This window comes from Micromonospora sp. NPDC047187 (genome assembly GCF_040643355.1).
Taxonomy (GTDB): Bacteria; Actinomycetota; Actinomycetes; order Mycobacteriales; family Micromonosporaceae; genus Micromonospora; species Micromonospora salmantinae.
This window is the reverse complement of the sequence record NZ_JBEYUF010000028.1, coordinates 48113-72743: the sequence shown is the minus strand read 5'-3', so window position 1 is coordinate 72743 and position 24631 is coordinate 48113. Positions and strand designations below refer to the sequence as shown.

Genomic DNA, 24631 nt, shown 5'->3' with positions numbered 1-24631 from the left:
GCGGAGCTGGCCGCGCGGCTGCGCGCGGAGGTGGCGGCCCTGGCCGCCCAGCGCGACACGCTCACCGCCGAGCTGACAGTGGCCCGGCAGGCCGCGGCGACCGCCGAGGGTCACCGCACCGCCCTGACGGTACGGCTCGACGCCGCCGAGACCGACCGGGACCTGGCCCAGCGGCGGGTGGCGCAGCTCGGCGACCAGGTCAGTGACCTGGCGTTGGCGCTGGCCCGCCTCGGCGCCGCCACTCCCGGGGACGCCGCCTGACGATCGTGGCGCAACCTTCGGTAGGCTCGGGCGGTTAACCTCCCCGGTGGCAGCGGACACACACCGTTGTCCCGACCCGCCTGGGGATCACCTCACCGGGTGAGCGTCCCGGCCGGCTACCCTTGGTCCCGGCCCACCCGTGGACGCCTGACGCCCTCGGGCGGGAATGGCTCGACGGGGACGCACCGTTACACCCAGAAGACCAGCACCACGAACGAGGGGAAGTCGATCATGGGCGAGCGTATGCTGCGCGGAAGCCGCCTTGGCGCGGTGAGCTATGAATCCGACCGCAACACGGAGCTCGCGCCGCGTCAGACCCGCGAGTACCTCTGCGCCAAGGGCCACCAGTTCGAGGTGCCGTTCGCCGTCGACGCCGAGGTCCCGACGACCTGGGAATGCAAGTTCGACGGCAGCGTCGCCCGACTCGTCGACGGCAACGAGCCGGAGCAGAAGAAGGCCAAGCCGCCGCGTACCCACTGGGACATGCTTCTGGAGCGGCGTTCCATCGCCGAGCTGGAGGACATCCTGGAGGAGCGCCTGCAGGAGGTTCGGACCCGCCGCGGCCGCGCCTGAGCCGCACGACGCACGATGACGGCGCCCCCGGGGTTTTCCCCGGGGGCGCCGTCATGTCTGTCCTCAGCGCGGTAGGTGGCCCGGTCTTCAGTGCCGGCCGGGCTCGACGATCTCGCCCTCGATGGCCCGACCGCCGTCGACCACCACCGGCTGTTCCGGCTGTGGAGTCGGTTGCGGGGTGTGTTGCGGCGCACCTTGGCGCACCCGCACCGTGCGGGGCCCGAACAGGTCACCGGCGACCATCGACGACACCCGCCGCTCGGTGGCGCGGCGCACCCCGGCGCGGGCCAGTCGACGCACCGGCGGCACCAGCAGCAGCAACCCGACCAGCCCGCTGACCAGGCCGGGCACCGCCAGCAACAGCGCGCCGGCCAACCCGACGAGCCCGTCGGTCACCTGCCCGCCCGGGGGCTGCCCGGCGGCCGCGGCGGCGCGGAAACCACGCCAGGCGCGCATCCCCTCGCGGCGCAGCAGCACCAACCCGAGCAGGGACGCGGCGAACACCAGCAACACCGCCGCGCCGAACCCCAGCGCCCGTCCCACGCCGACGAACACCGCCAGCTCCAGCACCACCGCCAGCAACAGGGCCAACGGCACGAACCTCAGTCCTCGGCGCATCTCACCTCATCGCCATTCCTGCGGACACCACGGACGTGTTCCGCTCATCCAGCATGACACGGCCGCGCTCACGGCCACCGTGCCTGGCCGGTGGCGGTGCCGTGCAGGCCCCGGCGTACCGCCTGGCGCCGGTCGCGCACCCCCCACGCGGTGATCCGCCACAACGCCTCGGCCACGATCTTCGGGCTCATCTTGCTGTCGCCGCGTTCCCGCTCGGCGAAGGTGATCGGCACCTCCACGATGCGCACCCCGGCCCGGTGCGCCAGCCGCGACAGCTCCACCTGGAACGAGTAGCCCTGCGACGTCACCGACTCCAGGTCGATGGCGTCCAACGCGCTGATCCGGTACACCCGGTAACCGCCGGTGGCGTCCGAGACGGGCATTCCCAACGCCAGGCGCGCGTACAGGTTGCCGCCACGCGACAGCAACAGCCGCCGCAGCGGCCAGTTGAGCACCCGCGCGCCGCTGGTCCACCGGGACCCGATCACCACGTCGGCGTCACGGGCGGCGTCCAGCAGCGCCGGCAGGTCCTCCGGGGCGTGCGAGCCGTCCGCGTCCATCTCCACGACCGCCTGGTAGCCACGCTCGCGCGCCCACCCGAACCCGGCCAGGTACGCCGCACCCAGGCCCTGCTTGCCGTGGCGGTGCAGCACCTGCACGTGCGCGTCGCCGTCGGCGAGGGCGTCGGCGATCGCGCCGGTGCCGTCGGGGCTGTTGTCGTCGGCGATGAGGATCTGCACCGCCGGGGCGGCCCGCCGGACCCGGCCCACGATCACGGCGATGTTGTCGGCCTCGTTGTAGGTGGGGATCACCACCAGCACCCGGCCCACCCCGGGCACCTCGTCCGCGCGTCGGATCGTATCGGTCGCCTGGATCACGGTTCCTCCGCTCCCGCCGGCGTACCGGCTGTTGCTATCCGGGCCTGACCCGCTGCCGCCGGCGCAGCACCGCCGCGCCGACCAGGGCCGCCGCGGCCAGCGCGGCGAGCGCCACCTCGGGCCACCAGCCGAGGCGGGTGGCGAGGGTGCGTCCGTCGTCGAGCCGCAACTGCCGCACCACGACCTCCCGGGTGTTGAACCCGGTGGCATCGCTTACCCGCCCGTCGGGTGCGACGAACCCGGACACCCCGACCGTGGAGGCCATCAACGCCGGCCGTCCGTGCTCCACCGCCCGCAACCGCACCATGGCCATCTGCTGGCGGGCCTCCGCCACGTTGAAGGTGGCGTTGTTGGTCTGCACCACCAGCAGTTGCGCGCCGCCGGTGACGGTGTCGCGGACCACCTCGTCGTAGGCGACCTCGAAGCAGATCACGTCACCGAGCACGGCGGGGCCGGCGCGTACCACGCCCGGGGTGCTTCCGGGCACGAAGTCGTTGCGGATCAGGTCGACCTGCTTGCTGACCATGCGGGCCACGTCGCGCAGCGGCACGTACTCGGCGAACGGCACCGGGTGGCGTTTCGTGTACAACTGCTCGAGGTCCGCGCCGGTGCCGGGGCGCCACAGGATGCCCGCGTTGCGGACCTGCCCGGCGTCGGGGCCCAGCAGGACCGCGCCGACCAGGATCGGGGCGCCGATGGTGTCGGCGGCCTGGGAGATGCGCGCACCGGCGGTGGGGTTGCGCAGCGGGTCGATGTCGCTGGAGTTCTCCGGCCACACCACCAGGTCGGGTCGCCGCTGTTGCCCGGCGGCGACCCGCTCGGCCAGTTCGATGGTGGCGTCGACGTGGTTGTTGAGCACCGCCTGCCGTTGGGCGTTGAAGTCCAGGCCCAGCCGGGGCACGTTGCCCTGCACGATCGCCACGGTGACGGTGGCGCCGGACCCGGCGGTGGCTACCGGAACCAGCAGACCCCCGGCGGTCAGCGCGACGGCCACGACGGCCGGTACGACCACCGGCGTCCACCGCCGCCCCGGCGCACCCCCGGCGCGTGCAGGGTCCTCCAGCGGGCCCTCAGCGCCCGGCACGGCGTCGCTCGCCGTGGTGGTGGGCTCAGGTGCGGGGCGCTGGGCGGTGACCCAGCCCCGCCAGACGGCGGTGACCAGCAACCCGCCGATGAGGGCCACGACGAAGGTGACCAGCGGGGCGCCGCCCAGCGCGGCCAGGCGCAGCAGCGGCGAGCTGTCCTGGCTGAACGCCAACCGCCCCCACGGGAACCCGCCGAACGGGGTGCGGTCGCGCAGCGCCTCCTGCCCGACCCAGAGCAGCCCGGTCAGCGCCGGCCACGCCCAGCGGGCGCGGTCGACCAGCGGCGACACCCAGGCGGTGGCCGCGCCCAGCAACGCCAGGTAGCCGGCCTGAAGCAGCGACAGCAGCACCCACGGCAGGTAGCCGGTGTGCAGGTTCGTCCAGGCCAGCAGCGGGGCGAACAACGCCACCCCGGTCAGGAAGCCCAGGCCGGCGCCGGCGCGCAACCGCCGCCGGTGCGCGGCGGCGGCCAGCAATGCCACCCCGACCGGCGCGAGCGGCCACACCCCGTACGGGGGGAACGCCACCAGCAGCGCCAGCCCGGCGGCCACGGCCAGGGGCACGGCGACCCGCAGCGGCAGCGGCCGACCGGGAACGACCGGCCGGGGCAGCGCCGCCGGGGTGTGCGTCTCGTCCCGGTCCAGGGTCGTCACCGCTTCACCTCGATCACGGGGCGAAGGTTACCTGGCTGGCGGGTGCACCGGCCGCGTCGGGCCGTCGGGGACGAACCGCCCGGTGGACATGAAATCGGGGCGCGGCTCGCGCCGCGCCCCGATGCTCCCAGGCCCTTCCCGGCCGGTGTGGCGAGAATGGGGCACGACGACCTTCGGACCGACCGGACGTGGACTGGCTGCCCCCGCCGGGCCGTTGTCTACTGGCCGTGCACCTCACCCTGCCCGTACACCGGTAACCGCGGCCGGTTCGCGCCGCCCCGCCGACCCCCGCCCGCTGGACCTGGCCGCCGCGACGATGACGCTCAAACATGTCACTCGGCCAGCGGACGAAGGGACGAAGCGAACAACAGCCGCTTCCCGTGGTAGGACTCAAAGACGGTACGTGCCGACCCCCGTCGGTTGTCAACCCGCAGCCGGCCTGTCGTGTGTTGCGACACGGCGTGTCGGGTCGGCGAGTCTCAATGCGTCCGCAGATGCTGACGCAGCAGCGCCTGCGCGGTGCCCCGGTGCTCCTCGGCGAGCAGCCCTGCGGCGGCCAACACGTAGTCGGCGTCGACCACCGCCGCGGCGGCGCGCGGCAGCGCCCACCCGCCGGCGTGGTCGGCCAATACCGCCGTCAGCACCTGCCCGGACACGTCCGCCGGCGAGTGCCGCAGCACCCCACCGGAGCCCACCAGCATCCGCACGTCGCGCAGGTCTCGCCCGGCCCGCTCACCGGTGGCGGCGCCCCGGGCGTGCCGGCGCAGCGCCACCGTGGCGGCGAGGGTGGCGATGCGCCGGTCCACGGCCCGCTCGACGTCGTCGACGGCCAGCAACGCCGGGTCGGCCGCCCGGCGCGCCGCGGCGGCACCCAGGTCGTCGGCCTCACCGGCGGTGAGCAGCCGCTCCTCCGTGGCTGCCCGCACCACCCCGGGGGCGCTCCACCGCATGCCCAGGTCGCCCTCCACGGTGCGGGCCCGCCACAGGCTGCCGGCGACCTCCCGGCCCGGCCCGGTGGCCCGCTCGTCGGGCGTGAGCACCGAGTACACGTCGGTGGTGGCCCCACCCACGTCGACAACGGCCAGGTCGCCGCCGAGGGTGTCGGCGAGCACCTCCACACCGGTGAGCACCGCGTCGGGGGTGGCCGCCCGCACCAGCCGCGCGAACCGGGCGCCCCTCGACAGTCGTTTACCACCGATGACGTGGCGCAGGAACACCGCCCGGATCGCCGCCCGCGCCGACGCCGGGGCGAGCACCCCGATGCGCGGCAGGACGTTGTCGGCGTCGGTGACCGGCACCCCGGCGTCACGCAGCAGCCCGGTCACCTGCTCGCGCACGTCGGCGTTGCCCGCGTACACCACGGGCCGACGCCACCGGGCGCGGGCCAGGCGGGTGGCGTTGTGGGTGACCGTGTCGGCGTCGCCGCCGTCGGTGCCGCCCACGAGCAGCACCACGTCCGGGCGGGCCGCCCGCAACGCCGTCAGGTCGGCGGCGTCGAGCCGCCCGGCCGCGACGTGCACCACGTGCGCGCCGGCGGACAACCCGACCCGCCGGCCGGCCTGAGCGGTGACCAGCGGCTCGTAGCCGATCACGGCCAGGCGCAGCCCACCGCCGGCCGACGAGCACACGTACCAGGGAACGTCGCGCACGCCGAGCCCGGCGGTGGCCGCCGCGACCGCGGCGTCCAGGCCGTGCAGCACGTCGGTGCCCACAGTGGTGGGCGCCGACGCCGCGCCGGCCAGCACACCGGCGGCCAGGTCCACCACCGCCACCTTCGTGTACGTGGAACCGACGTCGGCGCAGACCGCCAGGGTCACGAGTTTCCCTGGTCGCGACTGCGGGGCTCGCAACCCCGGCTCACTCCTCGCGACTCACGCTGGCGGCGGGGACGACCACGGTGCCGGTCGCGGTGACCGCCACGATCGGCGGGTCGAGGACCTCCGCGGCGGACGCGGAGCGGTCCGGGCGACCCCTACACACGACCGCGCAACTCAACTCCAGGGTGCGGCTGCGGGTACCCAGCCGCGCGACCCGCGCGGTCACCTCGACCACGTCCCCGGCATGGACGGGCGCGTGGAACCGCACGTCGGCGTACCCGGCGAACAGGCCCTCGTCGCCGTCGGTGCGGATGCACACCTCAGTGGCGACATCGCCGAACAACCCCAGCGCGTACGCCCCGTCGACGAGGTTGCCGGCGTAGTGGGCGTGCGAGTACGGCACATACCGCCGGTGCGTCACCGTCAACCCGAGCCGTGCGTCGGTCATGCCATCGCCTTCCGTTGCGTGATCAGGGCGTGCACGAGGTAGCTGGCCACCTCACCGGGCGTGGTGCCCCGACCGAAGATCCGGTCCACGCCCAACTCGTCGGTCATCGTCTCGTCGAAGCGGGGACCACCGACGATCAGCAGCGGCCGCCGCCCCGCCGGCATCGCCTCCCGGAACGCCGCCGACATCTCCCGGGTGTTGTGCAGGTGCGCGTCGCGTTGGGTGACCACCTGCGACACGAGCACCGCGTCGGCCTTCTCCGCCCGGGCGGTCTCCACCAGCTCCGGCACGCTGACCTGCGCGCCCATGTTGGTGACCTTCAACTCCCGGTAGTACTCCAGGCCCTTCTCCCCCGCGATGCCCTTGACGTTGAGGATCGCGTCGATGCCCACCGTGTGCGCGTCGGTGCCGATGCACGCCCCGACCACCGACAACTTGCGCCGCAACCGCTGCTTGATCACCGTGTTGACGTCCTTCGCCGACAGCAGCGCGAAGTCACGTTCCACCACCTGCACGGCGCCCAGGTCGACCAGATGGTTGACCCGTCCGTAGACGACGAAGAACGTGAACCCGTCGCCCATCGGCTTGGCGTGCACCACCATCGCCGGGTCGATGCCCATTTTGTTGGCCAACTGCACCGCCGCGCCCTCGGCGCGCTTGTCGTGGGTCACCGGCAGGGTGAACGACACCTGCACCATCCCGTCACCGGTGGTGTCCCCGTACGGGCGCACGATCTGCTTCTCCCCGCTCACGCCGCGGCCTCCAGGATGTCGGTGGCCGGGTTGCAGTAGTCGGCCTCGTGCGCGGCCACCCCGGACAGGCCCTTGCCGCGATCCGCGGGCCGCTTCATGATCCCGAAGGTGCCCTCGGCGATCGCCGTCAGCAGCGTCTGCTCCCCGATGCGCTCCAGCAGGTCCAGCGCCTCACCGAGGACCTGGTTGGCACGACGGCGGATGAACCCGCCCGGCGCCGGCACGAAGTCCTCGTGCAACCCACCGGCCGCGCCGAGGACGTAACGCACGTTCTGCAGGGCGATGTCCCGGTCGGACAACCACGGCGTCACCACCGCCTCGGTCATCATCCCCACCAGCAGAATGCCCTGACCGGTCATCGCACCGGCCAGGTTGAAGAACCCGTCGAGCAGATTGCCCCGGAACACGTCACCGGTCATGTGCTTCGTCGGCGGCATCCACTTCAACGGCGCGTCGGGGAACAACTCGCGGGCCAGCAACGCGTGCGCCAACTCCAACCGGAACGACTCCGGCACCTCCGGATTGATCTCGAACGCGTGCCCCAACCCCAACTGCCAGTCCGCCAACCCCGCCTCGTGCGCGAAGAACTCGTTGAGCAGCTGCGACACCGTCACCGTGTGCGCCTCGTCGACAGCGTCGGCGGTGGTCAGGTAGTTGTCCTCACCGGTGTTGATGATGATCCCGGCGCGGGCGTGCACCTGCCGGGAGAACCGCTGGTCGACGAACGTACGCACCGGGTTGATGTCGCGGAACAGGATCCCGTACATCGAGTCGTTCAACATCATGTCGAGGCGTTCCAACCCGGCCAGGGTCGCCATCTCCGGCATGCACAGCCCGGACGCGTAGTTGGTCAACCGCACGTAGCGGCCCACCTCCTTCGACGACTCGTCCAACGCCGCACGCATCAGCCGGAAGTTCTCCTGGGTGGCGTACGTGCCCGCGAAGCCCTCCCGGGTCGCGCCCTCGGGCACGTAGTCCAGCAACGACTGCCCGGTGGAACGGATCACCGCGATCACGTCCGCGCCGGCGCGCGCCGCCGCCTGCGCCTGCGGAATGTCCTCGTAGATGTCACCGGTGGCGACGATCAGGTAGATCCACGGCCGCTGCGCCGGGTCGCCGTGGCGCTTCACGAGGCGGTCCCGCTCGGCGCGCCGCCGGTCGATGCGCCGAATGCCCGCGCCGACCGCCTTACGCGCCGCCGACCGGGCCGCCGTGGCCGCCCGCCCGGTGGGCTGGGTGAACCGCACCGACCCGGCTGCGGCCTTCTGCGCCAGCAACGTCACGTCGGTGCTGCCGTCGCGGACCAGGGCGTCGAACACCGGAACCGCCACCCCGTGACCCAACCCCACGTCCGCGGCCACCGCGTCGACGAGCCGGTTCACCCACGGGATGCCGTCCGGGTCGGCGCCGGTCACCCCGGCCAACCGCAGGACCGCCCGCTCCACCGACACCGTGGTGTGGCTGCGCGCCAGGTCCACCACCGGCTGCCCGGCCCGACGCGCCAACTCCCGCGCCCGCGCCACCAGCACCGGATCAAGATCAAGCTTCCCGGTCATGACGACCCTTCCTCGTAGATGACCTCACCGCGCAGCACCAGACGCCGGCACACCGGCAACGGCGTCGGATCGTCCGGACCCCGCGCCTCCGGGTCCTCGGCCTGCAACACCGGCAGACCCCGCTCCACCCCCGCCGGCGTCGACCACACCGCGAACGTCGCCGGCGCACCCAACGCCAGGACCCCCTCGACGTCCAGGTGCACCGCCCGCCACCCGCCCCGCGTGTGCGCCGCGAACGCCGAGCGCACACCCATCCGCTGCGCCGGGTTGTGGTGCGCCACCGCCGCCCGCACCGACCCCCACGGGTCCAACGGCGTCACCGGCGAATCCGACCCGAACGCCAACGCCACCCCCACCGAGTGCATCGCACCCATCGGGTTCGACTCCAACGACCGGTCCAACCCCAACCGCGTCTCGTACATCCGGCCCGCGCCACCCCACAACCTGTCGAACGCCGGCTGCATGCTCGCCACCACCCCGTACTCCACGAACCGCGCGATCAACGCCTTACTCATGATCTCCGCGTGTTCGATGCGGTGCCGGGCCGCGCGCAACCGCTCCACCCCCACCGTCCGCGCCGCCGCCGCGAACCCGTCCAGGACGGTGCCGATCGCCGCGTCACCGATGGCGTGGAAACCGCCCTGCATACCGTGCGCCGCGCAGTCCAACAGGTGATCGCGCACCTGCTCGACCGACAGGTACCCGTGCCCGCAGCCGTCACCGTCGCCGTACGGCCGCGACACGTGCGCCGTGCGCGAGCCCAACGCCCCGTCGGCGAACAGGTCCCCACCGGCGCCGACAGCGCCCAACTCCCGGGCCCGCGCCGCACCACCCAACTCACCCCAGTACCCGTACACCTCCGGCAACCCCGCACCGGAGATGCCCAGCAAAGCGGTGAAGTCCTCCTCGTCGGAGATCTCCGGGCCACCACACTCGTGCACCGCAGCGATCCCCAACGACGCCGCGTGGGCCAGCGCCACCCGCTGCGCCGCGACCCGCTGCGCCCGACTCACCGAAGCCTGCGCCGCCGCCCGCACCACGTGGTGCGCGTCGCGCCGCAACCAGCCCGACGCGTCGTACCCGGCCGCCTGCACCGCCTGCGGGCACGCCGCCAGCAACGCCGACGACACCAACGCCGAATGGATCGACGCCTGCGACAGGTACACCCGCCGACCACCGGCCGCCCGACCCAGCGCCGCCGCGTCCGGCAACGTCGGATCCGACCAACCCGACTCGTCCCAGCCATGCCCCAGCACCACAGCGTCCGCCGGCAGACCCGCCGCGAACCCCGCCACCGCGTCGAGCAACTGCCCCGCCGAGCGCACCCCGGACAACGCCAACCCGGACAACGCCAACCCGGTGTCGGTGGCGTGCACATGCGCGTCGACGAACGCCGGCGTCACCAACGCCCCGCCCAGGTCCACCACCCGATCGGCCGACGGCGCGTCACCGTCGGTCCCCAACCAGGCAATCCGCCCACCGGACACCAGCAGCGCGGTGGCGCTCGGGTCGGCGGGGCAGTGCAGCACTCCACCGCGATACAACGTCGAGGGGTTCGTCATGACCTTCAGTCTGCCGCGACCCGCGCCGCGAACAGCTGACGCACCCCAGGCTCGGCCCGCAGCAACCCCAACGCCAACTCCGCGTGCCCCGGCACGTACCCGTTGCCCACCAGCATCGTCACGTCCGCCGCCAACCCCTCCGCGCCCAACGCGGCAGCCGAGAAGCTCGTCGCCATCGAGAAAAAGATCACCGTGCCGCCGTCAGCGGTGGCCAGCACCGCCCCGTGCTCACACCCCGGCACGTCCACGCAGACCACAGTCACGTCCGCCGGCACCCCCAGCGCGGTGGTCACCGCCGTGGACAACCCCACCGGGTCGCGCGCGTCGGCCAACGCCACCACCGACGCCAGACCGGCGGCCGTCAGCGCGTCACGCTCCGCCGCCACCGGCACCACCCCGACGGTACGCGCGGCGCCCGCCCGTCGCGCCGCGGCGAGAGACAACGACCCGCTCTTACCCGCCCCCCCGATCACCGCGACCCGCACCGGCGTCGGATCACCGCTACGCCGACGCTCCTCGACGTAACGCGACACCACCCGGGCGGTCAACGCGGGCGCCCCGCACACGTCCAGCACGGCGAGGGACAACTGCGGGTCCTCGTCGTCGGGCAGCACCGCGGCGATGGAACGCGCGAACAGGATCGCCCACCCGTCACAGGGCACCTGCTCGCTGCGCCCGTCCCACCGGGCCAACCCATCGGTGATCACCAGAGGCGTCAACGTCAACGACACCAGGGTCGCGACCCGCTCCCCCGCCCTGAGCCCCAGCGGGGACCGCCGACCGGCCTCCTCGACCGTGCCGATCAACATCCCGCCCGAACCGGTCACCGGGTTCTGCATCTTCCCCCGGGTCGCGATGATCTCCAGCACCTCGGCGCGGACCGCGTCACCGTCCCCGCCGTGCTTCTCCGACAACTGCCGGAAGCTCGCCGCGTCCAGGTTGAGCCGCTGCACCCGGATCCGCACCTCGTTCGGCGCGATCGCCGCCGACGTGTCCAGGCGCCAGGCCGCCTGCGGCAACACCCCCGCCGGTTGCACGACGCGGTGCAGTCCCACCGGTGACGTCACGCCAACCTCCCCCTGCCAGCCGTCCGAAGCCCCGGTCAAGGCTCGCGTAACGGGAAAACTTACGGCAGACTAGTTTCTGTACCGAATATTTTCCAGTAGCCTTCGGGCTTCGATGATCAGCCGTAACACCGAGGAGGGGCCGTGACCCAGACCATCCCGCACCCCCGTCACGTCCCGGCCGCCACACCGACCGCCGGGCAGCCCTACGAATACCACCGCCGCCCCCTGGTCGAACCCGACTGGACCCGCTTCCCCGGCTGGCGCCACGTCACCCGCGACCAGTGGGAATCCGCCCAGTGGCAGCGCGTCAACTGCGTCAAGAACATCAAGCAGCTCCGCGCCGTCTTCGGTGACCTGATCGACGAAACCTTCTACGCCGACCTCGAGGCCGACCAGTTGGCCCTGGCCACCATGTCCATGCTGGTGCCACCACAAATGATCAACACGATGGTGCCGTTCGCGACCCTCACCACCGAGGCGCTGCTCGCCGACCCCATCCGCCGCTACATGATCCCGGTCGCCTCCGACCGACGCACCGACTGGCCCTCACACCCCTACGCCAGCCGCGACAGCCTCCACGAGCACGACATGTGGGTCGCCGAAGGGCTCACCCACCGCTACCCCACCAAGGTCCTCGCCGAACTGCTCTCCACCTGCCCCCAGTACTGCGGACACTGCACCCGCATGGACCTCGTCGGCAACTCCACCCCCGCCGTCGACAAACTCAAACTCACCCTCAAGCCCGTCGACCGCTACGACGCCCACATCGCCTACCTCAAGGCCCACCCCGGCGTCCGCGACGTGGTCGTCTCCGGCGGCGACGTGGCCAACGTCCCCTGGCGCAACCTCGAGTCGTACCTCATGCGCCTGCTGGAACTGGATACGGTCCGCGACATCCGGCTCGCCACCAAGGCCCTCATGGGCCTACCCCAACACTGGCTGCAGCCCGACGTCGTCGAGGGCCTGGAACGCGTCGCCCGCACCGCCGCCCGCCGCGGCGTCAACCTCGCCATCCACACCCACGTCAACCACGCCCAGTCGCTCACCCCACTGGTCGCCAAGGCCGCCCAGACCGCCCTCGACGTCGGCGTCCGAGACGTCCGCAACCAGGGCGTCCTCATGCGCGGCGTCAACGCCACCACCCCGGAACTGCTCGACCTCTGCTTCGCCCTCCAAGGCGAAGCCGGGATCCTGCCGTACTACTTCTACATGTGCGACATGATCCCCAACGCCGAACACTGGCGGGTCCCGGTCTGGCACGCCCAGCAACTCCAACACGACATCATGGGCTACCTTCCCGGCTACGCCACCCCCCGCATCGTCTGCGACGTCCCCTTCGTCGGTAAGCGCTGGGTGCACATGCTCACCGACTACGACCGTGAGCGCGGCATCTCCTACTGGACGAAGAACTACCGCACCTCCATCGAATCCGCCGACCTGGAGGCGCTCAACAAGCGCTACGCCTACTACGACCCGATCGACACCCTGCCCGCCAACGGCCAGCAGTGGTGGCACGACCACCGCGACGACTGACCCACCGACGGCGGCGCCCCCGAGGTGATCACCCCGGGGGCGCGGCCGTCCTCCGTCACCGGCAGCCCAGGCCCTGGACGTATCCGGGCCGCAGCGTCCCGGCTGCGATCTCGTCGGCGTACTCCCAGAACACCTCCGGCCAGTCGCCCGTCTTGTCCATGTCCCGCAACACCCGCCACCCGTGGCTGCTCCGCAGCGCCTCGGCGGCCCGCCGCACCCCGGCCTCATCCCCGCTCGTCCTCGCGCGCTGCCACTCCGCGATCCACCCGCAACCGACCCGCGACGTCACAGCGGCGCCGAACTGATAGGGATCGTTGACGCCGACGTCAACCAGTGCCGCCACATCGAAGCCCGGCGGGAGCGGCACGTCCGCGAGCACCTCGGCCGCCCGCGCCAGCGCCCGCTCGGAAGTGACGATCTCCGGCGGAAGCGCACCCAACCACGTACGCGCATCCGCCCGGACCACATTCGCGAGGACCCGGGCGAACCCCTTCCGGGACCAGTCACCCCCGGTGCGCAACTCGACGAAGACCCCGTCACGGGGACGGAGCAACACCTCGAAGTCGCTGGCGGAATACTCGAACAGGTCACCCGGCCAGCCATCGACCTGCACAGCCTTCGGACGACTGACGTTGAGCCGGTCGGCGTAACGGTCGGCGTAACCGTCAGCCGGATACCAGTCGAACTCCAACTCGCGCCCACCGTTGCGAAACACGATGGTGCCCGCCTCCTGGGTGAACCCGTACACGACTGTCGCCTTCCAGCCGGGCCGGTTGATCAGCAACCGCGGATTCTTCTCCGCAGCCCGCATCGCCACCGGCGAGTAGACGACCGGAGCACCGGCGCTGGGAGCGGAAGCCACCTCCCCGACCTCTTCGGACCCGCGCGGCAGAACAGAGACGGACAGGACGCTGGCGAGGACCACGGCCGCCGCCGTCGCCACGCCAGCAAAGCGACGCACTCTCGGTTGCCGTCGGGGTGGTTCCACGAACCGACCGAGCGTCGACTCCGACATGATCTCCCCCAGGAGGGCCTGCTTCACCCCGTCGAACTGTCCGACGAGGTCCCGCCGAGCGGGGTCAGCTTCCCGAACCAGCAGGTCAAGGTGTTCCTCGGTCATCTCTGCTCCTTCCGGGTGGCTGCGGTCAGCACGTCGAGTACATGTCCAGGCGGGCCAGGGCCGTCACCGACCAATTCGCGCAGCCTGGCTCGCGCACGCGAGAGCCGTGTCCGCACCACTGCGGGACCGACCCCGAGAACCGCAGCCACCTCGCGCGGCTGCAAGCCCTCCCACACGGTGAGCATCAACACCTCGCGGTCCAGCTCACCCAGACCCGCCAACGCCGCCCGGACAGCGAGCCGCTCGGGCACCTCACTGCCCGGATCGGCGGCGACCGCGGCGGCGATCTGCTCACGTAGCCGTTCACCCAGCCGCTGCCGGCGAACCCCACCCCGGTGATGGTTGGCCAGCACCCGCCGGGCCACCCCGTACAGCCAGAGCCGAGCTTCACCGTCGGCCGGAATGTCATGCCTGCGCCGCCAGGCGACCAGGAAGGTCTCCGCGACGACGTCGGCCGCGTCCTCGGGATGCGCGACGCGCCGCAGCGCGTACGCCAACAACGGCTCGAAGTGCTCAAGGTAGACGCGCTGGAAGCGGTCCTCGTAGTACTCAATGCCGGAGCTCACGTTCACTCCATGTCCGGTGGGACCTCAACCGTGACAGGTCGCGCCAGCCCGTTTCCCCTACCTCAACCCGGCCGCTCCCCTGGCGTGCACAGTGCCGCACCTGGCGCGACGGGCCGTCAGGCGGTCAACACCTCGGACAACGGCGCCGGCACCAGCCCCCGCTCCCGCAATCCGGCCAGGATGTGCGGCAACGCCTCATCGGTCATCGCCGCGTTCGCCTCGGTCACATGCATGATCACGACTGATCCGGGGCGAACGTGGTCCAACACCGCCCGCACCAACGGCTTCCACGCCGTCGCGAACGGATCGCCGCTGACCACGTCCCCGTCGACCACAGTCACACCCAGCGGTGCCAACGCGTCCAACGCCGCCGCGTCGTGGCACAAGCCCGGAAACCGGAAGTACCGGGTCTGCCGACCCCCGTACGGCGCGATCACCTCGAACGTCTTCGCCACATCGCCGGCCAGCTCGTCAACCGGCAGCCGGGGCAGGTCGTAACAGTCGGCGGTGAACGCCGCGTGCCCATAGGTGTGATTGGCCAACTCGAAGCGCGGGTTGCCGGCGATCCGCCGGGTCACGTCCGGATACCGCTTGACCCACTTGCCGGTCAGGAAGAACGTCGCCGGCACCTGCTCCCGCTCCAGCAGGTCGAGAATGCGCAGGTTCGCGTACGACTTCACCCGGCCGGCCCGCAGACTGGCCAACATCCCGTCGGTCATGTCCGCGTCGAAGGTCAGCGCAACCTTGGCACCGGTGCGCGGGCCGTGATCCACCACCGGCGCCCTGCTCCCCACCCGCGTCGCGCCCGGGAAAGCCGGAACAGCCGGAACCGTCGGTGTCGGGACACTCTGTGGGGTGGCGGGAGCCGTTGGCGTCGGAACCGCCTGCGATGCGCCGGCCGGCGGCGCGGGCGCAGACGTGGACGAGCCGACGAAGACCGGCCCCTCCGGTGGTGGCACCCGGGACGCCGTGCACGCGACACTGCCGACAACGGCCGCCGCAACCAGTACGCCACACCACAATGGGCGGAGGCGGGGTCGGATCACGCCGCAGATCATCGCAGACGCGAAAGCGCCTCACTGACCCGCGCGGACCGTCTCGAACGCCGGCGGACGCACCTCGCCCACCTCGCCCCCGAGAGGCAGTGGCCCCCCGGCGACGCGGGCATTGCGCGCGTGGAGCGTCGGGGCGGTGCCACTCCGGTCGGCGATATCCCTCAGAGGCATCAATATGACTCCCAGGTATATGGCTCACCAAGGATTCTCCCGCCCGAGATGGTGCCGAGGCCGCCACCGCAGTCCGGCCAGCACCAGGGAACGCAGCACGACGGGTCCCCGGGCGACGGTGCGCCCGGGGACCCGTGGACCGCTCAGGTCACTTCGTGAACGAGTCCTTCACGTTTCGACCAGCGTCCTTAACGTTCTGACCGGCCTGCTTGGCGCGCGCGTCGCTCTGCTGGCTGGCGCCCTCGCCACGCATCCGCTCGTTGTCGGTCATGTCGCCGACGCGCTCCCTCGCGGCGCCGGCCATCTGCTCAACCTTGTTCTTTGCCTTCTCGGTGAAGCTCATCGCGCCTCCTCGGTCTGGCGGTTGTCCTGGCTCGCTTGCCCGGTCTCCGGGTGCCGAAACCGGCAGTGCCGGTCGGCACACCCGCTAAAGCATCCTAGGAAGATGGGTAGTGGGAGGGTCTCCTGTCGGCACCACCTCGCGATGGTTAACTGACCGCATGGGAGAGCTCCTGCTGATCCGGCACGGCGAGACCACCTGGAGCGCCAGCCTGCGGCACACCTCGTACACCGACCTGGAGCTGACCCCCGACGGCGAGCGACAGGCCCGCACCCTGGCCGCGTTCCTGGCCGGCCGGCGCTTCGTCACCGTGCTGACCAGCCCCCGCTCCCGGGCGCTGCGCACCGCGCAGCTGGCCGGGCTCACCGTCGACGCCGTCGACGAGGACCTCAGCGAGTGGAACTACGGCGAGTACGAGGGCCGCACCACCGTCGACATCCACGACGACGATCCGCACTGGAACATCTGGACCGACGGCTGCCCCGGCGGGGAGTCCCCCGCGCAGGTGGGCGAACGGCTCGACCGGGTGCTGGCCCGCGTCACCCCGCTGCTCGACCGCGGCACCGTCGCACTGGTCGGGCACGCGCACAGCCTGCGGGTGCTCGGTGCCCGCTGGATCGGCCTGCCCCCGTCCGCCGGTGGGCGCTTACGCCTGGACACCGCCACGGTCAGCGCGCTCGGTCACGAACACGGCCGGCAGGTCATCCTGCGGTGGAACCAGCCGGCTCCTCCGGCGCCCGGGACCGCGACCGACTCGGTGCCGCAGAGCTGATCTTCGGCGGCCGGTTCTCGTACGGCGTGGACAACACCACAGTCGTCCGGGTCGTGACGTTCGCCGAGGTACGGATCTCCTGGAGCACCCGCTCCAGGTCGGTGGGGCTGGCCACCCGCACCAGCAGCAGGTAGAAGTCCTCCCCCGCCACCGAATAGCAGGAGTCGATCTCCGGCAGGTGGGCCAGCCGCTCCGGGGCGTCGTCCGGCTGCGACGGATCGAACGGCCGGATCGCCACGAACGCGGTCAGCGGCAGGTCCAGCGCCTCGAACGACACCCGGGCGGCGTACCCCTTGATCACCCCGCGCTGCTCCAGCCGACGGACCCGCTGGTGCACGGCGGACACCGACAGCCCCACCCGCTCGGCCAGGTCGGTGTACGACAGACGGCCGTCGGCGGTCAGCGCGGCGACGATAGCGCGGTCGATCTCCTCCACGGCGTGCAACCTACCGGGAAAACCGTCGCACGGCGACGAGGTACCCGAGTGGCGGACCGCGGTGGGCCGTGACACACCCACCGCAGCCCCACCGCCACGTACCGCCGTCAGCCCTTGGCCAGCGCCCGCGAGATCACCATCCGCTGGATCTGGTTGGTGCCCTCCACGATCTGCAACACCTTCGCCTCACGCATGTACCGCTCCACCGGGTGGTCGGCCACATAACCCGCGCCGCCGAGCACCTGCACCGCGTCGGTGGTCACCCGCATCGCCATGTCGGTGGCGAACAGCTTCGCCTTGGCCGCCTCGATGGCGTACGGGCGTCCGGCGTCGCGCAGCCGGGCCGCCGCCAGGGTCAGCGCACGAGCGGCGGAGATCTGGGTGGCCGCGTCGGCGAGGAGGAACCCCAGCCCCTGGAAGTCGATGATGGAGCGCCCGAACTGCTGCCGCTCCCGGGCGTAGGAGACCGCGTAGTCCAGGGCGGCCTGGGCCAGCCCGACCGCGCACGCCGCGATGCCCAGCCGGCCGGAGTCCAGCGCGGACATCGCGATGGTGAAGCCCATCCCCTCGCCGCCGATCAACCGGTCGGCCGGCACCCGCGCCTCGTCGAAGGCGACCTGCGCCACCGGGGAGGCGCGCAGCCCCATCGTCCGCTCGGCCGCCTGCGGGGTGATACCGGCCGTGCCCGCGTCGGCGAGCAGGCAGGAGATCCCCTTCGGACCGGGCCCGCCGGTGCGGCAGAAGACGTTGTAGAAGTCGGCAGTGCGGGCGTGGGTGATCCACGCCTTGGTGCCGGAGACCAGGTACGCGTCGCCGTCGCGATCCGCCCGGGTGGTCAGCGCCGCCGCGTCCGAGCCACCCTGCGGCTCGGAGAGGCAGTACGCGCCCAGCAACTCGCCACCGAGCATGTCCGGCAGAAGCTTGCGCTGCTCGTCGCTGCCGAACGCCGCCACCGGGTAGCAGGACAGGGTGTGCACGCTGACCGCCTCGGCGACAGCGAGCCAACGGCTGGCCAGGATCTCCAGCACCTGCAGGTACACCTCGTACGGCTGCGCCGCGCCGCCGTACTCCTCGGGGTAGGGCAGGCCGAGCAGGCCGGCGCGGCCCAGCGTGCGCAGCACCTCGCGGGGGAACTCGGCGCGTTCCTCGAAGGCCGCGGCCTTCGGCGCGAGCTCGCCGTCGGCGAGCTCGGTGGCGAGACCCAGCAGGTCGTGGGCCTCGTCGGTGGGGAGGATCCGGTCGACAGTCATAGCGCGATGAGCTCCGTGGGGGTGGTGTTGAGCCGTTGCACGCCGTCCGTCGTGCAGACGACGATGTCCTCGATGCGGGCGCCGTGCCGGCCCGCCAGGTAGATGCCCGGTTCGATGGAGAACGCCATGCCGGCGTCGAGGGGTCGGTCGTTGCCGGCCACCAGGTAGGGCTCCTCGTGCCCGTCCAGGCCGATGCCGTGGCCGGTGCGGTGCAGGAACGCGGGACCGTAGCCGGCGGCGGCGATCGGCGCTCGGGCAGCGGCGTCGCCCGCCGCGGCGGTGATCCCGGGGCGCACCGCCTCGACGGCGGCGCGTTGGGCGTCGCGCAGCACCTCGTAGTAGTCCAGGAAGTCGGCCGGCGCCGACCCGCCCGCCAGGTAGGTGCGGGTGCAGTCGGAGCGGTAGCCCGACGCCATGGTGCCGCCGATGTCGACAACCACCGGCTCGCCGAGGCCGATCGGACGGTCGGAGGTGCCGTGGTGCGGGCTGGCTCCGTTGGGCCCGGCCGCCACGATGACGAAGTCGACGGTGACGTGCCCGGCGGCGCGGATCGCCGCGGCGATGTCGGTGGCGACCTCGGCCTCGGTGCGACCGGGGCGCAGCCACTCGCCCATCCGCAGGTGCACCTCGTCGATCGCCGCGCCGGCCTCGGTGAGCGCCGCGACCTCCGCCGGGGACTTGCGGATCCGCAACTCGCGCAGTACCTCCCCGGCGAGCCGTTGCGCGGCGTCGGGCAGCGCCGCGCGCAGGCCGAGGACCTGCTCGGCCCACATCCGGTCGGCGAGCCCGACCGCCGCGACCGGGCCGTCGAGGGCGGCGACGACCAGGGGGTACGGGTCGGTGCCGTCGACGTGGTCGACGATGCGCACCCCGGTCGCCGGCGCGGGGGACGCCTCGGCGGCCGGGCGTTCGAGCCGGGGCACGACGAGGGTCGCCTCGCCCTCGGCGGGCAGCACCAGGCAGGTCAGCCGCTCCCCCGCGTGGGCGTCGTACCCGGTCAGATACCGCAGGTCGGAGCCGGGCGTGAGCAGCAGGGCGTCCAGGCCCGCGGCGGCCGTCGCGCGCTGCGCGGCGATCAACCGATCCGGCGGATACAGCTCGTCGATTCCCACCCCGTCAGCTTAACGGTCGTTTGGGCAAACCCCATATCGACACCGATCGTCGGAAAATCCATCGACGTTGATTGACGCGGACAGTTAACACTCTTTAAGATTTGGCTGCCTCGAGGCCCACCCGTCCCTGCGTCCCCGCACCCCCCGCCCGCGACAACCCTGCGCGGGCGGGTGTCGTCCCCCGCCCACGGGAAGGCCCCCGATGTCCTCACCACTGCGCCGCGCCCTCGCCGCCGGCCTGCTCGCGCTCGCCACGGCCGGCGCCACCCTCACCGTCATTCCCACCGCCGCGCAGGCCGTGGTGCTGCCGAACAACTTCAAGAGCGTCGGCTACATGCCCTCCTGGGCCGGCAACATCAACACCATCCAGTACAACAAGCTCACCCACATCAACTACGCCTTCGTCCTGCCCAACAGCAACGGCACTCTGCAAGGGGTGGACGGGGCCCGGCTCTCCTCGCTGGTCTCGCAGGGGCACGCCAACAACGTCAAGGTCTCCATCGCCGTCGGCGGCTGGAACGACGGCAACGACTCGGCCTTCGAGACGCTCGCCGCCAACGCCACCAGCCGCACCAACTTCGTCAACAACCTGATCAACTTCGTCAACCAGTACAACCTCGACGGCGTCGACATGGACTGGGAGTACCCCGACCCGGGCGCCTCGGCCAACAACTACACGACCCTCATGACGCAGCTCAGCAGCGCCCTGCACAGTCGCGGCAAGCTGCTCACCGCCGCCGTGGTCAGCGAGGGCGGCAGCGTCCAGGGCGTCCAGACGGCAGTGTTCAACCAGGTCGACTGGCTCAACATCATGGCGTACGACGGCGGCAGCCCGCACGCCAACTACGACTGGTCGATCAACAGCATCAACCTGTGGAAAGCCCGCGGCCTGCCGGCCAGCAAGGCCGTCCTCGGCATCCCGTTCTACAGCCGCCCCGTCTACTACAACTACTCGTACCTGGTCGGACTCGACCCGGCGAACGCCAACCGGGACTGCGCCACCATCGGCGGCAGCCAGCAGTGCTGGAACGGCATTCCGACCGTCAAGCGCAAGACGCAGTGGGCCCTGGCCAACGCCGGCGGCGTGATGAACTGGGAGCTGTCGCAGGACACCAGCGGCTCGACCTCACTGCTCAGCGCCATGTACGACACCATCATGGGCGGCACCACCCCGCCGCCGACCGGTCGCACCGGTCAGATCACCGGGATCGCCGGCAAGTGCGTCGACGTGGCCTCCGCGAGCACCGCAAACGGCACCGCCGTCCAGCTCTGGGGTTGCAACGGCACCAACGCCCAGACCTGGACCGTGGCCAGTGACAGCACGCTGCGCGCCCTCGGCAAGTGCGCCGACATCACCAGCGGCTCCACCGCCAACGGCGCGAAGGTCCAACTCTGGGACTGCAACGGCAGCGGCGCCCAGGTCTGGCAGGCGCAGTCCAACGGCACGCTGCGCAACCCGCAGTCGAACAAGTGCCTCGACGCCAGTGACAACAGCTCCGCCGACGGCACCCGGTTGCAGATCTGGGACTGCTTCGCCGGCGCCAACCAGCGCTGGACGCTCCCGGCCTGACGCCCCGCCCGCAGGGTCCCCGGACCAGCTGGCTCGCAGGTGCCCCCGGTCGACGCGAAAGGCGTCAGCCGGGGGTCCCTGCGTGCTCACCGACCAGGGCGAGCATCTCCTGCACCGAGCCGGCCGGGTCGGTGACCGGGAACTGCACGGCCCGCACCACCGCCGTCGGGTCGACCAGCAGGGTCAGCCGCTTGAACCGGGTCATCCCGCCCGCGCGGAACACCGGCAGCAGCAACCCCGCCCCCAGCCGACCGTCCTCATCCGACAGCAGCGGAAACGGCAGTTCGGCGTACGCGGCGAAGTCGGCGAGCTGGTCGGGCCGCTGGGTGCTGATGCCGTACACCCGGACACCGGCTCTCACGAAGTCCGGATGACGCTTGGCGTACGTGGTCGACTCCAGGGTGCAACCACGGGCGCCGGGAATCTCCGCCCAGCCGGGCGGATAGCCGTGCGTCCCCGGCGCGTACGCCCCGGGGAACAGGTAGAGGACCGTCCACGCGTCCGTCGCGGCCACCGCCACCGGTTGCCCGTCGGCGGCGGGCAGGACGACAGCGGGCAACCGTCGGCCGACCAGGTCCTGCGCGCGGCGCGCCTCGGCCGAGCCCGCGCCGGCCGTCGCGGTCACGTCACCGTCGCCCATCAGATGCCTCGTCCCCCAGTCCTGCAGCGCGATCAGCACCGGCAACAGCCCCTCGCCCCTCGCGGTGAGCAGATAGTCGTACCGGGGTGGGTGTCGCGAGTACGGTCTGCGCTCCAGCACACCGTGCTCGACCAGGGCGGCGAGGCGCTCGGTCAGCGCCCGCCGGCTGACGCCCAGCTCGCGTTGCAGCGCGTCGAAGCGGGTCGTCCCGCCCGCGACGTCACGCACGATGAGGAACGTCCACCAGTCCCCCAGTACGCCGAGCGCCTGCGCAATGCCGCAGTCCGCATCGACAAGATCCTCTCGCCGCACCCGCTACCCCCATCGCTCCCGCTCCGACTATAGTCCGTTCCATTTCGGAACGCGCGGGCCTGACGAACAGGGGGACGGCGACACGCACGTCGACGAACGGGCCAGGGCGGGCATGCCCGTCGCCTCGGCCCTGATGGCGTTCCGGGGCAGCCCGGGGGCGCACCGGTCGCCGCCGGTACCCCCGCCGCGAGGGGTCGGCGTGTCAGCTCGCGGGTGCCACGTTCATCACGTACTGGCCTCCCATGTTTCCGGGCGGCGAGAAGTTGGCGACGATGTAGGTCTCCCACCATTTCGTGCCCTGACCGGCGACCCGCCCCACGCCCAGCTTCGTGGTGCTCTTCCACACCAGCGCGGTGAAGTGCCCGATGGCCTTCGTGGAGTCGATGGCCTTTCCCGTGGCGAAGTCGTAGTTGCTGATCTCGCTGTACCAGGAGTCGACGGCAGCGGTCCCGGAGCCTGCCGTCGGGCCAGTCGAGGCGCCCGCCCACGACCCGTTCTCACCGGTGCCCGATCGCAGACCCTCGTGGGTGAGGTTGTCCTTCTCGGCCATGAAGGACGCCCGCGACTTCGAGTACTCCACGAGCTCCAGGTCGAGGGTAAGCAGCGACGATCCGTGCCGCGCCCGCAGTTCGTTGACCTTGCTCAGCACCTCTTGCAGGAACTCGTCGTTGGTTCGATCCGCGAATCCATCTCGCATGATGTGACACCTCTTCTGAAGAAGAACGGCGGACTATCTGCCCGTGGCGGGCGGCTCGCCCTCGACGGCTGGCACAGCGAGTCGAGTGGCCATCGACAGCCTTCCATCGGCAAACACCAAAGAGCCGTCACTGAAGGTGATGGATTAATGACAGAGGCGATAACACCGGCTCTCGCTGGCGAACCGTTGCGGAGATGCTGCAGCGGGCCTGGCCGCACCACCCCAGGTGGTGACGGGGCATCTTGGCTTGGACGCACCGCCAGCGGCACGCTGTTTCAGACCCGAACGACATCAGCGGCGTGAAGGCGAATTCCTCTTCTCCGTCACAACGGCGATTTCACGCCCCGCCGTCGACCGGCTCCGTTCGCTGACGACATCGACGCCGCTTCGCCACCCGGCTGCCCAGCTCGTCACCGACGACTGGCACACGGCCGGGCAGGTGCTCCGCCTGCGTTTTCCGGTCCCGCGCACCCTCGCGGCCCTAGCCTGGGATCGGGGCGCCCGCGCGGGCGACCTGACCGGGAGGACCGACGTGGCAGGCAACGAGGCGAATCGGGTGGCAACACGCCGTCGCCGGCAACTGTGGGCCGGGGTCCTCGCACTCGTCGGCCTGGTCCTGCTGGTCATCGGCGTCACCGTCGCCGACGGCATCGCGGCCTGGGTCGAGGTGGTGGTCGCGATCCTGCTGCTGGTGACCAGCTACGTCGTGCAGCGCCTGGCCCGACGCGAGACCGTCTACCGGCCCGACGAACGACGCTGACACCACCGGCGGCCGGGCGTACGCCAGATCGTCGGACGGTTGTGCCAGGCTGTCCGGCGTGGCACACCGACCCCCGATCCTGCTGATCGACGCAGCCAGCCTCTACTTCCGGGCCTACTTCGGCATACCGGAGTCCGCCGCCAAGGCCGAGGACGGCACCCCGGTCAACGCGGTGCGCGGCTTCCTCGACATGCTCGCCACCCTGATCCGGGTGCGGGGCGCCGACCGGATGGTCTGCGCACTCGACTACGACTGGCGCCCGGCGTGGCGGGTCGACCTGCTGCCGTCGTACAAGGCGCACCGGGTCGCCCCGCAGGGCGGCGAGATCGTTCCGGACACCCTCTCCCCGCAGGTGCCGATGATCCTGGAGGTGCTGACCGCGGTGGGCATCACCGCTGTCGGCGCGACCGGCTACGAGGCGGACGACGTGCTCGGCACCCTCTCGGTGACCCAGCCCGGCCCGGTCGAGGTGGTCTCCGGCGACCGGGACCTGTTCCAACTCGTCGACGACGCGCGACCGGTCCGGCTGCTCTACGTCGGGCGCGGCGTCGCCAAGCTCGACGACTGCGACGACGCCGCCGTACGGGCCCGCTACGGTGTGCCCGCCGACCGGTACGCCGACTTCGCCGCGCTACGCGGCGACCCGAGCGACGGGCTGCCCGGGGTGGCCGGCGTCGGCGACAAGACCGCCGCCCGGCTGATCGAGCGGTACGGCAGCATCGCCGGCATCCTGGCCGCGCTCGACGACTCCGACTCGTCCTTCGCACCGGGCCTGCGCGCCAAGCTGGTCGCGGCGCGCGACTACCTGGGCGTCGCGCCGACGGTGGTCCGGGTCGCCCTGGACGTGCCACTGCCGGAGCTGCCCACCGCTCTGCCGAGCGCGCCGGCCGACCCGGACCGGCTGCTCGAGCTCGCCCAACGATGGAACCTGGCCGGCTCGGCCCGCCGCCTGGTCGACGCCCTCGCCGCCCCTCGCGGCGGCGCGAAGCCGTCGACACCCCCGCAAGCGGGGTAACCACCCGACACG

The 24631-nt window shown here is 71.8% G+C and carries 24 protein-coding genes and 1 pseudogene; 7 read left to right on the top strand and 18 right to left on the bottom strand.

Going from position 1 to position 24631, the window contains the following annotated elements; translation table 11 throughout:
* Together ABZ794_RS29625 and ABZ794_RS29620 are read left to right on the top strand one after the other, a co-directional pair.
* A pseudogene (locus tag ABZ794_RS29625) lies at positions 1 to 261 on the top strand (hypothetical protein); the annotation flags it as partial.
* Positions 262 to 492: 231 nt separating this feature from the next.
* Positions 493 to 834 (top strand): RNA polymerase-binding protein RbpA, encoded by a 342-nt coding sequence (locus ABZ794_RS29620; RefSeq protein ID WP_091398247.1) that lies wholly within the window; start codon positions 493 to 495, stop codon positions 832 to 834.
* A gap of 87 nt (positions 835 to 921) precedes the next feature.
* Here ABZ794_RS29620 and ABZ794_RS29615 read toward each other — a convergent pair whose 3' ends face one another.
* The 9 genes from ABZ794_RS29615 to ABZ794_RS29575 all read right to left on the bottom strand — a co-directional run bounded on the left by ABZ794_RS29615 (position 922) and on the right by ABZ794_RS29575 (position 11258).
* Positions 922 to 1452, bottom strand: coding sequence for an FxsA family protein (locus tag ABZ794_RS29615; protein ID WP_238690253.1), 531 nt, complete (start codon positions 1450 to 1452; stop codon positions 922 to 924).
* A gap of 68 nt (positions 1453 to 1520) precedes the next feature.
* Positions 1521 to 2330 (bottom strand): polyprenol monophosphomannose synthase, encoded by an 810-nt coding sequence (locus ABZ794_RS29610; protein ID WP_238690252.1) that lies wholly within the window; start codon positions 2328 to 2330, stop codon positions 1521 to 1523.
* 34 nt (positions 2331 to 2364) lie between these two features.
* A complete protein-coding gene (lnt, locus tag ABZ794_RS29605; protein ID WP_307850647.1) occupies positions 2365 to 4026 on the bottom strand; it encodes an apolipoprotein N-acyltransferase in 1662 nt (553 codons plus the stop codon).
* Positions 4027 to 4547: 521 nt separating this feature from the next.
* Positions 4548 to 5885: a glutamate mutase L gene (locus ABZ794_RS29600; RefSeq protein ID WP_357518627.1), complete on the bottom strand. Its 1338-nt coding sequence runs from the start codon at positions 5883 to 5885 to the stop codon at positions 4548 to 4550.
* Positions 5886 to 5925: 40 nt separating this feature from the next.
* Positions 5926 to 6333 (bottom strand): hotdog domain-containing protein, encoded by a 408-nt coding sequence (locus ABZ794_RS29595; protein WP_210785785.1) that lies wholly within the window; start codon positions 6331 to 6333, stop codon positions 5926 to 5928.
* Positions 6330 to 7085: an OAM dimerization domain-containing protein gene (locus ABZ794_RS29590; RefSeq protein ID WP_307850645.1), complete on the bottom strand. Its 756-nt coding sequence runs from the start codon at positions 7083 to 7085 to the stop codon at positions 6330 to 6332. The genes ABZ794_RS29595 and ABZ794_RS29590 overlap by 4 nt, the downstream gene beginning before the upstream one ends.
* The gene (locus ABZ794_RS29585) at positions 7082 to 8641 is read right to left on the bottom strand and encodes a lysine 5,6-aminomutase subunit alpha (protein WP_357518624.1); all 1560 of its coding nucleotides are present in this window, start codon (positions 8639 to 8641) and stop codon (positions 7082 to 7084) included. The genes ABZ794_RS29590 and ABZ794_RS29585 overlap by 4 nt, the downstream gene beginning before the upstream one ends.
* Positions 8638 to 10203 (bottom strand): amidohydrolase family protein, encoded by a 1566-nt coding sequence (locus tag ABZ794_RS29580; protein ID WP_357518622.1) that lies wholly within the window; start codon positions 10201 to 10203, stop codon positions 8638 to 8640. The genes ABZ794_RS29585 and ABZ794_RS29580 overlap by 4 nt, the downstream gene beginning before the upstream one ends.
* Before the next feature lie 5 nt (positions 10204 to 10208).
* Positions 10209 to 11258 (bottom strand): zinc-binding alcohol dehydrogenase, encoded by a 1050-nt coding sequence (locus tag ABZ794_RS29575; RefSeq protein ID WP_357363660.1) that lies wholly within the window; start codon positions 11256 to 11258, stop codon positions 10209 to 10211.
* Positions 11259 to 11411: 153 nt separating this feature from the next.
* Here ABZ794_RS29575 and ABZ794_RS29570 point away from each other — a divergent pair, with 153 nt between their 5' ends.
* Positions 11412 to 12803, top strand: coding sequence for a lysine 2,3-aminomutase (locus ABZ794_RS29570; RefSeq protein WP_357518620.1), 1392 nt, complete (start codon positions 11412 to 11414; stop codon positions 12801 to 12803).
* 55 nt (positions 12804 to 12858) lie between these two features.
* Here ABZ794_RS29570 and ABZ794_RS29565 read toward each other — a convergent pair whose 3' ends face one another.
* The 4 genes from ABZ794_RS29565 to ABZ794_RS29550 all read right to left on the bottom strand — a co-directional run bounded on the left by ABZ794_RS29565 (position 12859) and on the right by ABZ794_RS29550 (position 16058).
* Positions 12859 to 13923 carry a hypothetical protein gene (locus ABZ794_RS29565; RefSeq protein ID WP_210785781.1) on the bottom strand — a complete coding sequence of 355 codons (1065 nt, stop codon included), beginning with the start codon at positions 13921 to 13923 and terminating at the stop codon, positions 12859 to 12861.
* Entirely contained in the window at positions 13920 to 14489 is a 570-nt protein-coding gene (locus tag ABZ794_RS29560) for an RNA polymerase sigma factor (RefSeq protein ID WP_210785780.1), read from the bottom strand. The genes ABZ794_RS29565 and ABZ794_RS29560 overlap by 4 nt, the downstream gene beginning before the upstream one ends.
* Positions 14490 to 14605: 116 nt before the next feature.
* The gene (locus tag ABZ794_RS29555) at positions 14606 to 15265 is read right to left on the bottom strand and encodes a polysaccharide deacetylase family protein (RefSeq protein ID WP_210785779.1); all 660 of its coding nucleotides are present in this window, start codon (positions 15263 to 15265) and stop codon (positions 14606 to 14608) included.
* A 598-nt stretch (positions 15266 to 15863) separates the two neighbouring features.
* Positions 15864 to 16058: a CsbD family protein gene (locus tag ABZ794_RS29550; protein WP_088989634.1), complete on the bottom strand. Its 195-nt coding sequence runs from the start codon at positions 16056 to 16058 to the stop codon at positions 15864 to 15866.
* Between the two features lie 157 nt (positions 16059 to 16215).
* Here ABZ794_RS29550 and ABZ794_RS29545 point away from each other — a divergent pair, with 157 nt between their 5' ends.
* The gene (locus tag ABZ794_RS29545; protein ID WP_210785778.1) at positions 16216 to 16827 is read left to right on the top strand and encodes a histidine phosphatase family protein; all 612 of its coding nucleotides are present in this window, start codon (positions 16216 to 16218) and stop codon (positions 16825 to 16827) included.
* Here ABZ794_RS29545 and ABZ794_RS29540 read toward each other — a convergent pair.
* The 3 genes from ABZ794_RS29540 to ABZ794_RS29530 all read right to left on the bottom strand — a co-directional run bounded on the left by ABZ794_RS29540 (position 16757) and on the right by ABZ794_RS29530 (position 19625).
* Positions 16757 to 17263, bottom strand: coding sequence for an Lrp/AsnC family transcriptional regulator (locus ABZ794_RS29540; RefSeq protein WP_091398289.1), 507 nt, complete (start codon positions 17261 to 17263; stop codon positions 16757 to 16759). The genes ABZ794_RS29545 and ABZ794_RS29540 overlap by 71 nt on opposite strands.
* A gap of 107 nt (positions 17264 to 17370) precedes the next feature.
* On the bottom strand, positions 17371 to 18513 hold the full coding sequence (locus ABZ794_RS29535) for an acyl-CoA dehydrogenase family protein (RefSeq protein ID WP_210785777.1): 1143 nt from the start codon (positions 18511 to 18513) through the stop codon (positions 17371 to 17373).
* Entirely contained in the window at positions 18510 to 19625 is a 1116-nt protein-coding gene (locus tag ABZ794_RS29530) for a Xaa-Pro peptidase family protein (protein ID WP_210785776.1), read from the bottom strand. The genes ABZ794_RS29535 and ABZ794_RS29530 overlap by 4 nt, the downstream gene beginning before the upstream one ends.
* A 202-nt stretch (positions 19626 to 19827) precedes the next feature.
* Here ABZ794_RS29530 and ABZ794_RS29525 point away from each other — a divergent pair, with 202 nt between their 5' ends.
* A complete protein-coding gene (locus ABZ794_RS29525) occupies positions 19828 to 21195 on the top strand; it encodes a glycosyl hydrolase family 18 protein (RefSeq protein ID WP_357518617.1) in 1368 nt (455 codons plus the stop codon).
* 64 nt (positions 21196 to 21259) lie between these two features.
* Here ABZ794_RS29525 and ABZ794_RS29520 read toward each other — a convergent pair whose 3' ends face one another.
* Both ABZ794_RS29520 and ABZ794_RS29515 read right to left on the bottom strand, forming a co-directional pair.
* The gene (locus ABZ794_RS29520; protein WP_357518615.1) at positions 21260 to 22147 is read right to left on the bottom strand and encodes a winged helix-turn-helix transcriptional regulator; all 888 of its coding nucleotides are present in this window, start codon (positions 22145 to 22147) and stop codon (positions 21260 to 21262) included.
* 202 nt (positions 22148 to 22349) lie between these two features.
* Entirely contained in the window at positions 22350 to 22844 is a 495-nt protein-coding gene (locus ABZ794_RS29515; RefSeq protein WP_357518613.1) for a CAP family protein, read from the bottom strand.
* 556 nt (positions 22845 to 23400) lie between these two features.
* Here ABZ794_RS29515 and ABZ794_RS29510 point away from each other — a divergent pair.
* Together ABZ794_RS29510 and ABZ794_RS29505 are read left to right on the top strand one after the other, a co-directional pair.
* Entirely contained in the window at positions 23401 to 23604 is a 204-nt protein-coding gene (locus tag ABZ794_RS29510) for a hypothetical protein (protein WP_357518611.1), read from the top strand.
* A gap of 58 nt (positions 23605 to 23662) precedes the next feature.
* Positions 23663 to 24619: a 5'-3' exonuclease gene (locus tag ABZ794_RS29505; RefSeq protein WP_210785773.1), complete on the top strand. Its 957-nt coding sequence runs from the start codon at positions 23663 to 23665 to the stop codon at positions 24617 to 24619.
* The last annotated feature ends 12 nt before the right edge of the window (positions 24620 to 24631 follow it).